The organism is Bacillus toyonensis BCT-7112 (assembly GCF_000496285.1).
GTDB classification, from domain to species: Bacteria; Bacillota; Bacilli; order Bacillales; family Bacillaceae_G; genus Bacillus_A; species Bacillus_A toyonensis.
On the sequence record NC_022781.1, the window covers coordinates 4,240,489 to 4,253,691 of the forward strand.

General features: G+C 33.1%; 13 protein-coding genes. 7 read left to right on the forward strand and 6 right to left on the reverse strand.

The genetic code is table 11. The annotated features are described in order from the left end of the window. Positions 1–13 precede the first annotated feature (13 nt). Positions 14–979: a DMT family transporter gene (locus BTOYO_RS21790; protein ID WP_000371443.1), complete on the reverse strand. Its 966-nt coding sequence runs from the start codon at positions 977–979 to the stop codon at positions 14–16. A 167-nt stretch (positions 980–1,146) separates the two neighbouring features. Between BTOYO_RS21790 and BTOYO_RS21795 the strand changes: the two genes are divergently transcribed. Beyond that, the gene (locus tag BTOYO_RS21795) at positions 1,147–1,458 is read left to right on the forward strand and encodes a DUF3784 domain-containing protein (RefSeq protein ID WP_000879378.1); all 312 of its coding nucleotides are present in this window, start codon (positions 1,147–1,149) and stop codon (positions 1,456–1,458) included. Positions 1,459–1,496: 38 nt separating this feature from the next. Here the strand turns inward: BTOYO_RS21795 and BTOYO_RS21800 are convergent, their stop codons facing one another. Beyond that, a complete protein-coding gene (locus BTOYO_RS21800) occupies positions 1,497–2,684 on the reverse strand; it encodes a GTP-binding protein (protein WP_000757683.1) in 1,188 nt (395 codons plus the stop codon). A gap of 305 nt (positions 2,685–2,989) precedes the next feature. Here BTOYO_RS21800 and BTOYO_RS21805 point away from each other — a divergent pair, with 305 nt between their 5' ends. Together BTOYO_RS21805 and nhaC are read left to right on the forward strand one after the other, a co-directional pair. Further along, complete coding sequence (locus tag BTOYO_RS21805) at positions 2,990–3,649, forward strand: class I SAM-dependent methyltransferase (protein WP_001104663.1); 660 nt, start codon at positions 2,990–2,992, stop codon at positions 3,647–3,649. A gap of 333 nt (positions 3,650–3,982) precedes the next feature. After that, positions 3,983–5,386 carry a Na+/H+ antiporter NhaC gene (nhaC, locus tag BTOYO_RS21810; protein WP_000843971.1) on the forward strand — a complete coding sequence of 468 codons (1,404 nt, stop codon included), beginning with the start codon at positions 3,983–3,985 and terminating at the stop codon, positions 5,384–5,386. Positions 5,387–5,426: 40 nt separating this feature from the next. Here nhaC and BTOYO_RS21815 read toward each other — a convergent pair whose 3' ends face one another. Both BTOYO_RS21815 and BTOYO_RS21820 read right to left on the reverse strand, forming a co-directional pair. Beyond that, positions 5,427–5,807: a MerR family transcriptional regulator gene (locus BTOYO_RS21815; RefSeq protein WP_000291852.1), complete on the reverse strand. Its 381-nt coding sequence runs from the start codon at positions 5,805–5,807 to the stop codon at positions 5,427–5,429. A 16-nt stretch (positions 5,808–5,823) separates the two neighbouring features. Next, positions 5,824–6,534, reverse strand: a complete 711-nt coding sequence (locus tag BTOYO_RS21820; protein ID WP_000759569.1) for an SDR family NAD(P)-dependent oxidoreductase — start codon at positions 6,532–6,534, stop codon at positions 5,824–5,826. A 191-nt stretch (positions 6,535–6,725) separates the two neighbouring features. On the opposite strand from BTOYO_RS21820, the gene fumC reads away from it, so the two are divergent. Next, positions 6,726–8,114 (forward strand): class II fumarate hydratase, encoded by a 1,389-nt coding sequence (fumC, locus tag BTOYO_RS21825; protein WP_000456622.1) that lies wholly within the window; start codon positions 6,726–6,728, stop codon positions 8,112–8,114. A 107-nt stretch (positions 8,115–8,221) separates the two neighbouring features. Here the strand turns inward: fumC and BTOYO_RS21830 are convergent, their stop codons facing one another. Further along, positions 8,222–8,644 (reverse strand): PH domain-containing protein, encoded by a 423-nt coding sequence (locus BTOYO_RS21830; protein ID WP_000669052.1) that lies wholly within the window; start codon positions 8,642–8,644, stop codon positions 8,222–8,224. 633 nt (positions 8,645–9,277) lie between these two features. Here BTOYO_RS21830 and BTOYO_RS21835 point away from each other — a divergent pair. Beyond that, positions 9,278–10,042: a DUF2087 domain-containing protein gene (locus BTOYO_RS21835; protein WP_000997951.1), complete on the forward strand. Its 765-nt coding sequence runs from the start codon at positions 9,278–9,280 to the stop codon at positions 10,040–10,042. A gap of 97 nt (positions 10,043–10,139) precedes the next feature. Beyond that, the gene (locus BTOYO_RS21840; RefSeq protein WP_000804166.1) at positions 10,140–11,549 is read left to right on the forward strand and encodes an MATE family efflux transporter; all 1,410 of its coding nucleotides are present in this window, start codon (positions 10,140–10,142) and stop codon (positions 11,547–11,549) included. 134 nt (positions 11,550–11,683) lie between these two features. Here the strand turns inward: BTOYO_RS21840 and BTOYO_RS21845 are convergent, their stop codons facing one another. Further along, positions 11,684–12,382, reverse strand: a complete 699-nt coding sequence (locus BTOYO_RS21845; protein ID WP_000762103.1) for a peptidase E — start codon at positions 12,380–12,382, stop codon at positions 11,684–11,686. Positions 12,383–12,774: 392 nt separating this feature from the next. Between BTOYO_RS21845 and BTOYO_RS21850 the strand changes: the two genes are divergently transcribed. Next, complete coding sequence (locus BTOYO_RS21850; protein ID WP_000347531.1) at positions 12,775–13,173, forward strand: DUF3942 family protein; 399 nt, start codon at positions 12,775–12,777, stop codon at positions 13,171–13,173. Positions 13,174–13,203 lie beyond the last annotated feature (30 nt).

The window sequence follows — 13,203 nt, forward strand, 5'->3', positions numbered from 1 at the left end:
TAATTCAATCCTTTCATTGTATGTTTTGTTTTTTTCTACTCATAAGTTTTAGCTTCGGTTTTCCTTCATCCGGCTTTTGGCTTAATATAAGCACCATTACAATGACACAAAAAGCACCTAATAACTGAAAAGATTGAAACGGTACGTGCAAAATAAGTACGGAAGAAATAATAGCTGCGAGCGGCTCTGTACAACCAAATAACGTTGTTTCTTTCGGCGTAAGGTATCTTATACTATCTAAGTACAAATAAAATGCTATGAGTGTCCCGAAAATGACTACAAATGTAATGAGCGGGAGGGTACTTAGTTTTACATACTTTATAGTGGATAATAAAATGAATTCGTTTGTGGAAACAAAGTGTAAAATCGTTACACCAATACCCCCAATAATCATACCCCAGCCAACGATAACAGATGAAGACCACTTTTCTAACAATTTTTTTGAATACAAACTATAAAATGCAAGAGATAGTCCAGATAAAATGCCCCAAATGATAGCTGGTGTAGATACAGCTAAGTTATACATAGACCCGTTTGTTAATAAGAGAAAAGTCCCTACTAATGAGAGTGTAATTGAAATATAATCAATTTTTGATGGACGAACGTTCCATTTGAAAAGTAAGTATACAGTGATAAATATAGGGGCTAAATATTGTAACAAAGTTGCAACAGCAGCGTTTCCTTCTTTAATAGAGGCGAAGTACGTATACTGTACAGCAAGCATGCCGAAAAGACCGAACAAAATCATTTTACTAGCGTCGGATTTTTGCTTCCAGATGGCAAAAATCTCTTTTTTTCTCGTTCCGAATGATGAAATAATGAGTAGAATAACCCCAGATATAAGCAAACGGATCGTAACTAACCATTCGGTTGAAACATTTTCATATTGAAAAAGTTGTTGCGCAGCTGTTCCGGACAAGCCCCATAAACAAGCACCGATTATGACCATTATAATTCCTTTTAATCGATTTGGATCCATAAGACATATAATCCTCCTTCCAAAAATATATATTGGATACAATATGCAATATATCACAAAAAAGAGCATCAATAAACTGAAACTTCTAATTAGATGAAAAGTTATTAATAATGGAGACGAAATTTTTTTTGTACGTGGTAAAATATTGTAGAGAGGGTGGTATTGAAATGCTAGCAGGATTTTTGGTTTGTTTATTTGTTGGATTACTTATCATTTTTTTAGGGTATCAAATACATGTGAAAAAGAGATTGTTTTTGTTGGCAGGATATCAAGAAGAAACGTTTGTTGGAGATAAAAATAAATTAGCGAAGCTTTCAGGAGTATTTTCCTATATAGTCGGAGTTGCTACTATACTATTACCGTTTGGCTTAGAAAAAATAGGTGATGTAGTTGGTGTCGGATATGCTACCTTAATTGTTTTCGGTACAATGGTGTTTCTTATGAAAGCAAATATGTTAAATAAGAGTACTACAAAGTGAAAAAAGGCTCCATGCTACGGAAGCCTTTTTTCACTTTGTTATGAAGTATAAGTAAAAGCTGGAATAGGATCAACAAAGTTATTCCAATCTTGTTTCATTTCTTTTTCTGTTAATAGACAACTATCTAATGATTGTTCAATTAAAGAACGATCCATGTCAATTCCGATAAATACGAGTTCAGTTATTCGATCTCCATATTGTTCATCCCAGTTTTTCAATACTTCTGGTTCTTCTGTAATGATTTGATTTTTTTCCGCCTCAGGTAATGCCGCTATCCATTCACCAGCACCTTGAATTGTAATAGAGGAACCAGCTTGTGATAGAAGCCCTATCATAGTATTACGAGAGGCGAGCCAGAAAAATCCTTTCGCTCTTACAACATCTAATGGCCATTTTTCTAGCCAATTCATAAAGCGTTCAGGATGAAAAGGATATTTACGACGGTACACAAAGGAATGAATACCGTATTCTTCCGTTTCAGGTGTATGATGGTCACTATTTAATTCTTGCATCCAGCCAGCCGATTGACTGGCCTCTTCATAATTAAATAAATTTGTGTTTAAAACTTCTTGCAATGGTACTTTGCTAAATGAAGATTCAATAACCTTGGCGCTAGGATTTAATTTCTTTAGTAAATGATGGAGTTCTATCACATCTTCTTTTTCTAGTAGGTCTATCTTATTAAGAATAATTACATTTGCAAACTCAATTTGATCTATTAATAAATCAATAACTTCCCGAGTATCAGTTTCATCGATTGCCTGTTTTCGGTCTAGCAAACTTTCTCCATCTGCAAAATCATCCCAAAATCTATGTGCATCTACAACTGTAACCATCGTATCGAGGTGACAATTTTTCGTTAAATCAATGTTAAGAACTTCATCTGTATAAGTAAAGGTTTGGGCAACTGGAATAGGCTCACTTATACCAGAAGATTCAATAACTATATAGTCAATATCACCATTTTCAACAAGACGATTCACTTCTATCATTAAATCTTCTCGTAGTGTACAACAAATACAACCATTTTGAATTTCTACTAGTTTTTCCTCTGTGCGTGAAAAACCACCTTTTTTTATAAGGGACGCATCAATGTTTACTTCGCTCATATCATTAACGATAACAGCTACTTTTAAGTTGTTCTTATTAGTCAAAATGTGATGTAGTAAGGTAGTTTTTCCAGATCCTAAAAAACCACTTAATACAGTGATAGGTACTTTTTTCATGAAATAATCTCTCCTTCAAATCGTAATAATTACGTTTTATAATAAATGATGGGAAAGGAAAAATCAATAATAAATCATAATGATTACGATTTAAGGTTGGAATATACCATAAAAATTTTGCTGTATTAGGAATCATTTTGACAATCATCCGGCTTAAAGTGAAGGCGAGACAATGAATCTTTAATTGAATTTCAAAAGAATAAATTCTGCATATTTTTATGAAATATAATCATAATCGCAATGAAAAAAAAATAAAGATAAGAGTAATTTGGTTTGTTAAAAATATGTGTATAAGGAGATATGCAATGAACTGGGTTACTCATAAACCATCGTTTGACTTTGAAAAATTTAGTCCTATTATTCGGTCACAATCTGCGTGGAGTGGGCATTTAAATTTCGCATATGACTTAGTACGATTTGAAAAACCAGCAACTTTAGTTGAGTTAGGTACACATCTAGGTGCTTCCTTCTTCAGTTTTTGTCAGGGAGTAAAAGATGGTGGGTTAACTACAAAATGTTTTGCTGTAGATACCTGGGCTGGAGATGGGCATACAGGTCCATATGGAGAAGGGGTTTTTCAAATAGTAGAAAAAGTTGTGAGCGCTAACTACCTTAATATAGGAAAATTAATTCGGTCTACTTTTGATGATGCTATAGATCAGTTTCAAGATGAAACGATAAATCTTTTGCATATTGATGGCTATCATACGTATGAAGCTGTTTCTCATGATTATAAAACGTGGTTACCTAAAGTTTCCAAAAACGGTATTGTATTATTTCATGATATTGAAGTGAGAAGTGGTGATTTTGGCGTGTATAAGTTTTGGGATGAGATCAAGGCGAAGCACCCTCATTTTCAGTTTGGACATTCATACGGACTCGGAGTATTATTTCCAAAAGGGTGTAGTGATAAGTTTTCGGAGATACTTAAAAATAAAGAAGAAATACAAAATTTGTATAAATAAAAGTGGAGCATGCATCATTTTAATGATGTGTGCTTTTTTTGGGGAGAAAAATGGTAGTCCTTAAAAGGTGAAGATAATAGTAAAAAATCTTATTGTGGCAAATATTAAAAAAGTTATTCTTAGATTATTCTATCTAAATAAAAATGTAACATTTTTTATATTTTCCATTGCGAAAAGTAACATCTACTTTTACAATAGAAAAGGTGTCCAATATATTATACTGGAAAAATAAATCGAAATAATATGAAAATTTTGTTTTGTCTTCGCTAATTGTATACTACATACATGTAAGACGACATACATCATGTTATCGACTTGTAAGGAGAGAAAAAAATGAAAAGTGTAAGATTACCATCGATACCAGAAATTATCGTTCTTTTAATGCTATTTCTTGCTGTCGTCTTTTCCTTCCAAACGATTTTTGATCTCCCAATTCAATTAGCGCTGTTTATTTCATGGTTTTTAGTTATTGCGCTTGGATTAAGGTTAGGATTTCGTTATCAAGAATTGCAAGATGCAATTACAAAAGGAATTTCTAATGGATTAGAAGCTATTCTTATTTTAGTTGCAGTAGGGGCTTTAATTGGAACATGGATTGCTGGTGGGGTTGTACCAACATTAATTTATTATGGATTAGAATTTATCCACCCAAGCATATTCTTACTGGCAACTTTAATTATTTGTTCTATAACTTCTATTGCGACCGGAACATCATGGGGAACAGTTGGAACAGCTGGTATAGCTATGATGGCGATTGGTGAAGGGCTTGGATTACCACTTCCGCTTGTTGCTGGTGCAGTTCTTTCGGGAGCTTATTTCGGAGATAAATTATCACCACTTTCTGATAGTACAGTTCTTGCAGCTTCTATGGCAAAAGTAGATGTTATTGCTCACGTTCGAGCTATGCTTGTATTAGACGTTCCAGCGTATATTATTACTAGTATTATGTTTACTGTAGCTGGCTGGATGTACGGCGGGGATAATGTAGATTTGAACCGAGTAGAGTTTTTAAAAGAAGCTTTATTAAAGCAATTTGATATTAAAATATGGATGCTTGTTCCAGCGGTCATTGTTATCGTTCTATTAGCAATGAAGAAACCGTCGATGCCAACAATTGCAATGGGAGCTTTAATCGGTGCAATTTGGGCAACTCTTTTCCAAGGGATGAACTTTGGGGAGGCAATTGGAACAGCTTATAATGGATTCTCAATTCAATCTGGTGTTGAGTTTGTCGATAAGTTATTAAACCGTGGTGGAATTAACGGTATGCTTGGCTCAGTAGCCGTTATTATATTTGGCTTAGGTTTTGGTGGATTACTTGAAAAGCTAGGTGTTCTTAAAGTAATCGTATCGAAATTTGAGAAGAAATTAAATTCTGCAGGTAATGTAACGTTGTCTACATTAATCGTTGCATTTTTAGCGAACGTATTTGGTTGTGCGATGTACGTATCACTTATTTTAACGCCGAAAATTATGGAAGATAGCTATGATAAACTAAAAATAGACCGTCGTGTATTAGCACGTAACTCAGAAGTAGGTGGAACGTTAACTTCAGGTATGGTTCCATGGTCGGATAATGGTATTTTTATGGCTGGTATTTTAGGGGTAGCAACGTTATCATATATTCCATTTATGTGGTTAAGTTTTGTATCGTTAATTTTAGCAGTTATTTACGGATATACAGGCAAGTTCATTTGGTATGTAGATGATGCGGATAAAGGAAAGCAAGCATCATAAATGAAAAATCACCTTCTACACATTGTAGAAGGTGATTTTTTTATTTTGTATTTTGAGCTATTGAGGTTATTTCATGCTCATATTTAGTGATTTTTTGTTGTATCTTTTTTAAGTTCTTTTCAGTATCTTGAATGTGCTGTAAAACATTTATCTTTTGTTGTTTCATTAATTCTAATCGTTGAAGGATAGTAGATTCTCCATCCATGGACCAGTCAATAAATTGTTTTATTTTTTGAATAGGCATACCAGTTTCTTTTAAACATAAAATCATCTCTAAATATTTGAGTGCTTCTTCGTTAAAAACTCGATCTCCTTTTTCATTTCTTTGAAGAAAAGGGAACAGTCCTTGTCGATCGTAATAATGTATTTGAGAAATAGTTAAGTGGTGCATTTTGGCGACTTGACCAATTGTATAATACATGCGATTCATCCTCTTGTTACCAGGGTATAATTCCGTTTTTATTTAATATTTTACCATTATAGTTTGTTGCACTTAATGCATATTTAATAATAATCTTAGCACTTTCATTGGTTGTATGGCCACCAGGTGCATTTCCATTAAGGTCGGTAGTTGTAAAACCAGGTGTTACCCCGAAAACTGCTGGACCGTTAGTACCAAATTCTTTGCTAAAAGCTAATGTTAAAGCGTTAATAGCTGTTGTTGAAGAATTATATCCTAAAGCATTAATTGGATGTGTTTCACCATTAGCGAACATTGTTTGTGAAGCCATGTCAGTTGTTACATTTATTATTTTGCTGTTGTTTGACTTCTTTAATGATGGTAAAAAGGCTTGCATCATTTGGAAAGTTCCAAAAAAGTTAATTTCAAATCCTTGACGTAAAGTTTCAATATTTAATTTGCTAGGTAGCGTATTGAAGTCTAGTGCTATACCTGCGTTATTGATTAGTAAATCTAAGTGATCAGTCGTTTCATACATTTTTTTCATTGCTTTTTGAATGGATTGTGAATTTGAAATATCTACTTGAACATAAGAAACGTTGGAAATATTTAAAGATTTCACAGCTTCTTGACCAAGTTGTTCATTGCGAGCACCTAAAAATACGTGATAGCCTTTCTCTGCTAATTGGCGAACGAGTTCATATCCAATTCCTTTATTTGCACCTGTTACAAAAGCGTATTTTTTCATATTGAATTCCTCCAGTATCTTTTTAGTAGGTCACAATGGAAAGGATACAGCCTAAACTTAAGTTTAGGTCAAGAGGAATTTTAAAAAATAAATATCAAATATTTATATATACGAGTGAGAATCCTTATCATTTGAAGGGAAGTCTGTTAATATAAGAAATGTAGGTATTAAATTTTCAAGGGGATGAAAAAATGGAGTACAGAATTGAAAGAGACACATTAGGAGAAATAAAAGTTCCGGCTGATAAATTATGGGCAGCGCAAACACAAAGAAGTAAAGAGAACTTCCCAATTGGAACAGAGCAAATGCCGCTTGAAATTGTAAAAGCATTTGCGATTTTAAAGAAAAGTGCGGCCCTTAGCAATCAAAAACTAGGGAAGTTATCAGAAGAGAAAGCAAAAGCAATTGTGGAAGCTGCTGATGAAGTGATTGAAGGGAAATGGAATGAGCATTTTCCACTTGTCGTATGGCAAACGGGTAGTGGTACACAATCTAACATGAATGTGAATGAAGTAATTGCAAACCGCGGGAATCAAATTTTGAAAGAAAAGGGATCTGACGTACATATTCATCCGAATGATGATGTGAACATGTCTCAAAGTTCAAACGATACATTTCCAACAGCGCTTCATGTAGCATGTGTAATTGCGGTAGAAAATCACGTATTACCAGCAATTACGAAGTTAAAAGAAACTTTAGCAGAGAAAGCAACTGCATTTGAACATATTATAAAAATCGGTCGTACACATTTACAAGATGCAACACCGTTAACTTTGGGACAAGAAATTAGTGGATGGCACCGTATGCTTGAAAAAACTGAGCGTATGATTGCTGAGAGCAATACATATATGAAAGAGTTAGCAATTGGTGGTACTGCAGTTGGAACGGGTATTAATGCTCATCCTAAATTTGGTGATATGGTATCTGAGGAAATTAGCCAATTTACAGGTAAGAACTTTATTTCTGCACCAAATAAGTTCCATGCATTAACGAGCCATGATGAAGTTGTATATACTCATGGTGCATTAAAGGCATTAGCGGCTGATTTAATGAAGATTGCTAACGATGTACGTTGGCTTGCAAGTGGTCCACGTAGTGGTCTTGGAGAAATTATTATTCCAGCAAATGAGCCAGGAAGCTCGATTATGCCAGGTAAAGTAAACCCAACACAAAGTGAGGCGTTAACAATGGTTGTGGCGCAAGTGATGGGAAATGATACAACAATCGGATTTGCTGCGAGCCAAGGGAATTTTGAGTTAAACGTATTTAAACCAGTTATTGCTTATAACTTCTTACAATCAGCGCACTTATTAGCGGATGCAATTGTTTCGTTTAATGATAATTGTGCAGTTGGTATTGAAGCGGATGAAGAAGTAATTAACGAAAACGTGAATCGTTCATTAATGCTTGTTACAGCATTAAACCCTCATATTGGGTATGAAAATGCAGCGAAAATTGCAAAACATGCTCATAAAGATGGTTTAACTTTAAAAGAGGCAGCATTGCAATCGGGATTATTAACAGAAGAGCAATTTGACGAAATTGTAGATCCGAAAAAAATGATCGCTCCAAAAGAATAATAGAAGAAGCCCAGATTCGAAATTTCGAATCTGGGCTTCTTTCTCACATATAAATTTTAATCCCTTTTTATGTTTTCTTCAACTGCACAACTGTAAGTTCTGAAATATTATTTGGTAGTGGTCGAATGGATTACTTTTATATGTGGGCAGTTCTCTTTTAAGAGTGAAATGAATTTTTCTTCGTCTTGTGGTACGAAAGTTTTCACGGCATCAAATAAATTGTAATCAATTTCTAATTGCTGTCGAGTCCATTTTTCTGAACGGAGTTTTTTGCCAGAGTATTTAATGTGACGAATGTCTTCAAATGGAATTTCAGTGCGCAGTATGAAACCGTGTTTTACAACAATTGATGATTTCGTTATATTATAGTGTGAAAAATAGAATGAAGAAAGATTCACGATATTTAACAGCATCATAAGAGTAAAAAAAATAGAATTTTCATTTTGGAAGAATAGTGAAATGAAAAAAATAATTATAAATAATATAATGAAAATGACGTGAAATGGATTTTTTTTTGCTTTAAATTTCAAGTAAGTCACCTCGATAAAAGTGTTCTTTAAATAAATTAAATCACAATATCTTAATGAAACGCGAAAATATGCAAGATTGCATATTTTTTGGGTTTGTTATTCGTGTAAAATTTTTTGATAGGATAAATGTAAATGAAGTTTTTTTATAGTGGAGTGGCATGAAGTGGCTTATAAGAATAGAAATGTAGCGCTAGTCATATTTAGTTGTATAATGATTATGAGTGGCTGTTCAAATAAAATGGTTGAGGATGGAAACCGAAAACATGTATTTATAGAGACAAGTAAAGTTTTAGTAGAGGTTGTTTACAAAAAATATAAAAGATGAAAGGGTGCTTCCATAAAAGGAAGCGCCTTTTTTGTAGTTAAAATGGAATATTTGATAGGGGGTAAATAGAGGGTTTGTTTCATTTCGGATATCACTTTAATTAAGTTATTACAGTTTCTCCATGGAATAATAATTTCATTATAGTTAGCGGTTATTTGAGAAATTTATAGATGATTTTATAAAAGTTTGCAAAATAGGTAAACGAAACATTGAAATGTCTGATTTCTGTATGTTAAGATGATGAAGTGATAATAAACGTAATTGTAATTTGTTTGTTTTTAAATAAACATTTTGAAGGAGTGTTTAGTGTGAACGATATTTCAGAGAAGTTTTGGGATGCGTCGGTAGAGGAATTGAAAAAAGGGTATGTGTTTGATGAGGAAGCAGAGGAGTATATTTGTTTAGCATGTGGAGAAGCGTTTATTAAAGGAGTTATTTATCAACATAATCAAGTTTTGTATGAAGCAGAGAAGTTTGTCCAATTGCATATGCATAGTGAGCATACGTCTATGTTTGATTATTTATTAAATCTTGATAAGAAGTTTACTGGTTTAACCGATTTACAAAAGAAGATGGTTCAGTTTTTCCATATGGGACTGAATGATAAAGAAATTGTAAAAGAGATGGACGGCGGTAGCACATCGACGATTCGTAATCATCGTTTTACATTGCGAGAGAAGATGAAGCAAGCAAAAGTATTTTTAGCGTTAATGGAATTATCAGAAGAAAAATCGAAGGTACAAACGAAATTTGTACCAATTCATAGAACAGCAACGATGGTGGATGATCGATATAATATTACGGAAGAAGAAAATGATGAAGTATTAAAAACTCATTTTATAGATGGATTAGATGGGCCGCTTTCTAAATTTCCGAAGAAGCAAAAGCGTAAATTAATTATATTACGTCACTTAGTGAAAAAGTTTGATAGTAATCAAAAGTATTCCGAAAAAGAAGTGAATACAATTTTAGAAAATGTATATCCAGATTTCGTGACTTTAAGAAGATATTTAATTGAATATGGATTTTTAGATAGAACAGTAGATGGAAGTCAATATTGGGTGAAGTTATAATAATGCGGAAAGAAAATGAATAGAAGCAAATCATTATAACAACTATACAAAGAGATAGAGATGGAAAAAAGATTTTTAATAAAAGGAGAAATGTAATTTGAAACCACCTACAGATAACAATAAAGAAGGTGTGGAGTCACATAAGTTAGAAAGTGAGAGTAAACCGATTTGGAAATCGATGTCTATGTTTTTAGTACCGTTATTATTAAGTAATGTACTTCAATCAGTTGGACAATTATTTGGTATGGTCGTAGTAGGGAGATGGCTTGGTGTCAATGATTTAGCAGCTATATCAGCATTCTTTCCGTTATTTTTCCTACTCGTTTCATTCGTAATTGGAATTGGGTCGGGTAGTTCTATTTTAATTGGTCAGGCGTTTGGCGCTAAAAATGAAGATCGTTTAAAAGCTATCGTTGGTACGACACTTACATTTACGTTTATTATCGGAGTTGCATTGGCGATAATAGGCAGTATTTTTGCAATGGATATTATGCGTCTAATGGGAACGCCAGAAAATATAATTGAAATAAGTGTACATTATGCAAGAATTTTATTTATATCGATGCCAGTATTATTTTTATATTTTGCATACACAACATTTATGAGAGGGACAGGAGATTCTAAAACGCCATTTTACTTTTTAATTGTAAGTACAGCGCTAAATATGATCTTATTACCAATTCTTATTTTTGGCTGGTTAGGAGCTCCGAAATTAGATGTGTATGGAGCAGCATATGCTTCTGTTATATCGACAGTTATTACGTTTATTGTCATGCTAGTGTATTTAAAGAAGAAAAATCATCCACTACAACTAGATGGAACGGTAAGGAAATACCTTCGAATGGATGGTGAGTTGTTAAAGCTATTGCTACGACTCGGTATTCCAGCGAGTATTAATATGATATTAGTTTCATTATCTGAAATTGCGGTAATCGCGTTTGTAAATCGTTATGGTTCGGATGCAACAGCTGCTTATGGCGTCGTGAATCAAGTTGCCAGTTATGTACAAATGCCAGCCGTTAGCCTTGGCATTACAGTCTCTATTTTTGCGGCACAATCAATTGGTGCAAATCAATTTGATCGATTGCAGAAAGTTGTAAAGGCTGGAATTATTATGAACTATGTTATCGGTGGTATGTTAATATCTCTTATTTACTTGTTCTCAAGAGACATTTTATCACTATTTTTAACGAGTCAAACTACAATTGATATTGCTCATAGTTTAGTTATGATTACATTATGGAGTTATTTAATTTTCGGTCATGCACAAATTATTAGTGCGACAATGCGAGCGAGTGGTACAGTATTATGGCCAACTGTTATTGGTGTTGTATCAATTTGGCTAGTTGAAGTACCAGTAGCATATTATCTTTCTTACCATACAAGCCTTGGAATTGAAGGGATATGGATTGGATACCCAGCAGCATTTATTGTTAGTCTCATATTACAGTATGCATATTATAAGCTTTCATGGCAGAAGAAACGAATTACACGATTAGTTAGTTAAATAGTGAAAATGTCCCTAAGTTATTATACTTAGGGACATTTTTTTGAAGCGTATGTTTATCTCGCAAAAGCCTGATTGATGAGGGCTAATAATTAGTGGGGATGAAGAAAACCCCCACTGATTAAAGTTTCACTTTATAAATAGCTTTTTAAAGTGATATCAAAATGTTGTCTAATAAGTTTTTTATCACTCATATAAAACTCCCACGCTTTTTCTGGTGCACCGATAATTTCAAAGGATTCTTCTGTAATATATAAAGCGCAATCATCTTCTAGTGCAATCCCCTCTATATTACCTTGGTGATTTTGTAAAAAGGAATGAAAAGCATTCATTCTATTTAATTGATTATAATGTGGGCAAAACCTTTTGTTAACAATCCCCCAGCCGTTACTTTCTACATAACCAGAACCTTCATAATCTGATCGGATACTAGATGTGAACCAACACATAGCACCAGCACTATACCCTGCAATGAGTGTTCCTTGCTCGAGAGCCAATAGTAATTTCTCATCTAGTTTATGTTCTTTCCATTGTGTAAGCATTTCAACATAGTTTCCACCACCAAGGTAAATGAAATCGGCTGAATGAATCATCTCATCTATTTCATATTTAGAAGGCATATCGGTTATTGTACGTAAAATTTGTACATCACAATGGAATTGGTTTTCAAACGTGTCTAAAAATAATTTTATATAGCTTTCATCATCATGACTAGCTGTTGGAATGAATAATATTTTTGGGTACTGTTTATTTGTTAATTCTATAAGTCGTTCATTAATATGAAAGTGATTTAAATCTTGTAAATCACCACCACCAATGACAGCTAATTTCATAGTAAAGCACCACCTAATCATTTTTGTTATGTAAAAATTCGATAGAAGAGAGTTACATTCCTTCTCTAATGTAATGAATAAAGAGAAAATACAGTTTAAATATATTGGAATAGTAAAGGGAATGATGATTATATAGAGTGATGAATTAGAAACAGTTTATTGATATATAATATTGCATACTATTGTTTCAAAATATGGAAACAATATGGTTAAATGGATATAACGACTCATTAATTAATATTGAATGAGTGTATATATTTTATAAAGGCGTCGGAAATACTAGGGATTTTACAAACGTATTTTTTACTTTTTATAGGAACTTGTATTACAATATGGTAAAATTATATTAATATATTTATTCGGTATAGAATGAAAAAAGGAGCGTGAAAAAAGTGGATTTTCGATTTGAATTTACAACGAAGTTGAAAGAATACTTAGATGATGAGAAGGATGAAAAAGTAATAAAAGATGGACATAGAGATATAATTTTTCATTATTTATATGCATTAGAGAGTGAAATTGGCGTCGTTAAAAATCCTAACTTTACTTTTTTTGCATCAGGAAGACGTTCACATATAGTATTGGAGAATGTTGAATTTAAAACGGAAGTCAATGTGAAAAGTAATATAATTGAAATTACAAAAATAGTGGATAATGTAGCTATTCCGTTAGACACTATCGTAGCGAAAAATCGGGAATTATTTGCACTTGGGCGTAATGAGAAGTTTAGTGTACAAATATTAGAGCAGTATCTATTTGATACATTTGGAGAGAAGTTAGGTTTACAATGAATGGATATTCATAATTAGTGGATAGCAGTT

Excerpts from the sequence above, each read along its gene's own strand:
- BTOYO_RS21790 (WP_000371443.1), bottom strand. The coding sequence starts at position 979 with ATGGATCCAAATCGATTAAAAGGAATTATAATGGTCATAATCGGTGCT.
- BTOYO_RS21800 (WP_000757683.1), bottom strand. The coding sequence starts at position 2,684 with ATGAAAAAAGTACCTATCACTGTATTAAGTGGTTTTTTAGGATCTGGA.
- BTOYO_RS21820 (WP_000759569.1), bottom strand. The coding sequence starts at position 6,534 with ATGAAAAAATACGCTTTTGTAACAGGTGCAAATAAAGGAATTGGATAT.
- nhaC (WP_000843971.1), top strand. The coding sequence starts at position 3,983 with ATGAAAAGTGTAAGATTACCATCGATACCAGAAATTATCGTTCTTTTA.
- BTOYO_RS21815 (WP_000291852.1), bottom strand. The coding sequence starts at position 5,807 with ATGTATTATACAATTGGTCAAGTCGCCAAAATGCACCACTTAACTATT.
- BTOYO_RS21805 (WP_001104663.1), top strand. The coding sequence starts at position 2,990 with ATGAACTGGGTTACTCATAAACCATCGTTTGACTTTGAAAAATTTAGT.
- BTOYO_RS21795 (WP_000879378.1), top strand. The coding sequence starts at position 1,147 with ATGCTAGCAGGATTTTTGGTTTGTTTATTTGTTGGATTACTTATCATT.
- BTOYO_RS21845 (WP_000762103.1), bottom strand. The coding sequence starts at position 12,382 with ATGAAATTAGCTGTCATTGGTGGTGGTGATTTACAAGATTTAAATCAC.
- fumC (WP_000456622.1), top strand. The coding sequence starts at position 6,726 with ATGGAGTACAGAATTGAAAGAGACACATTAGGAGAAATAAAAGTTCCG.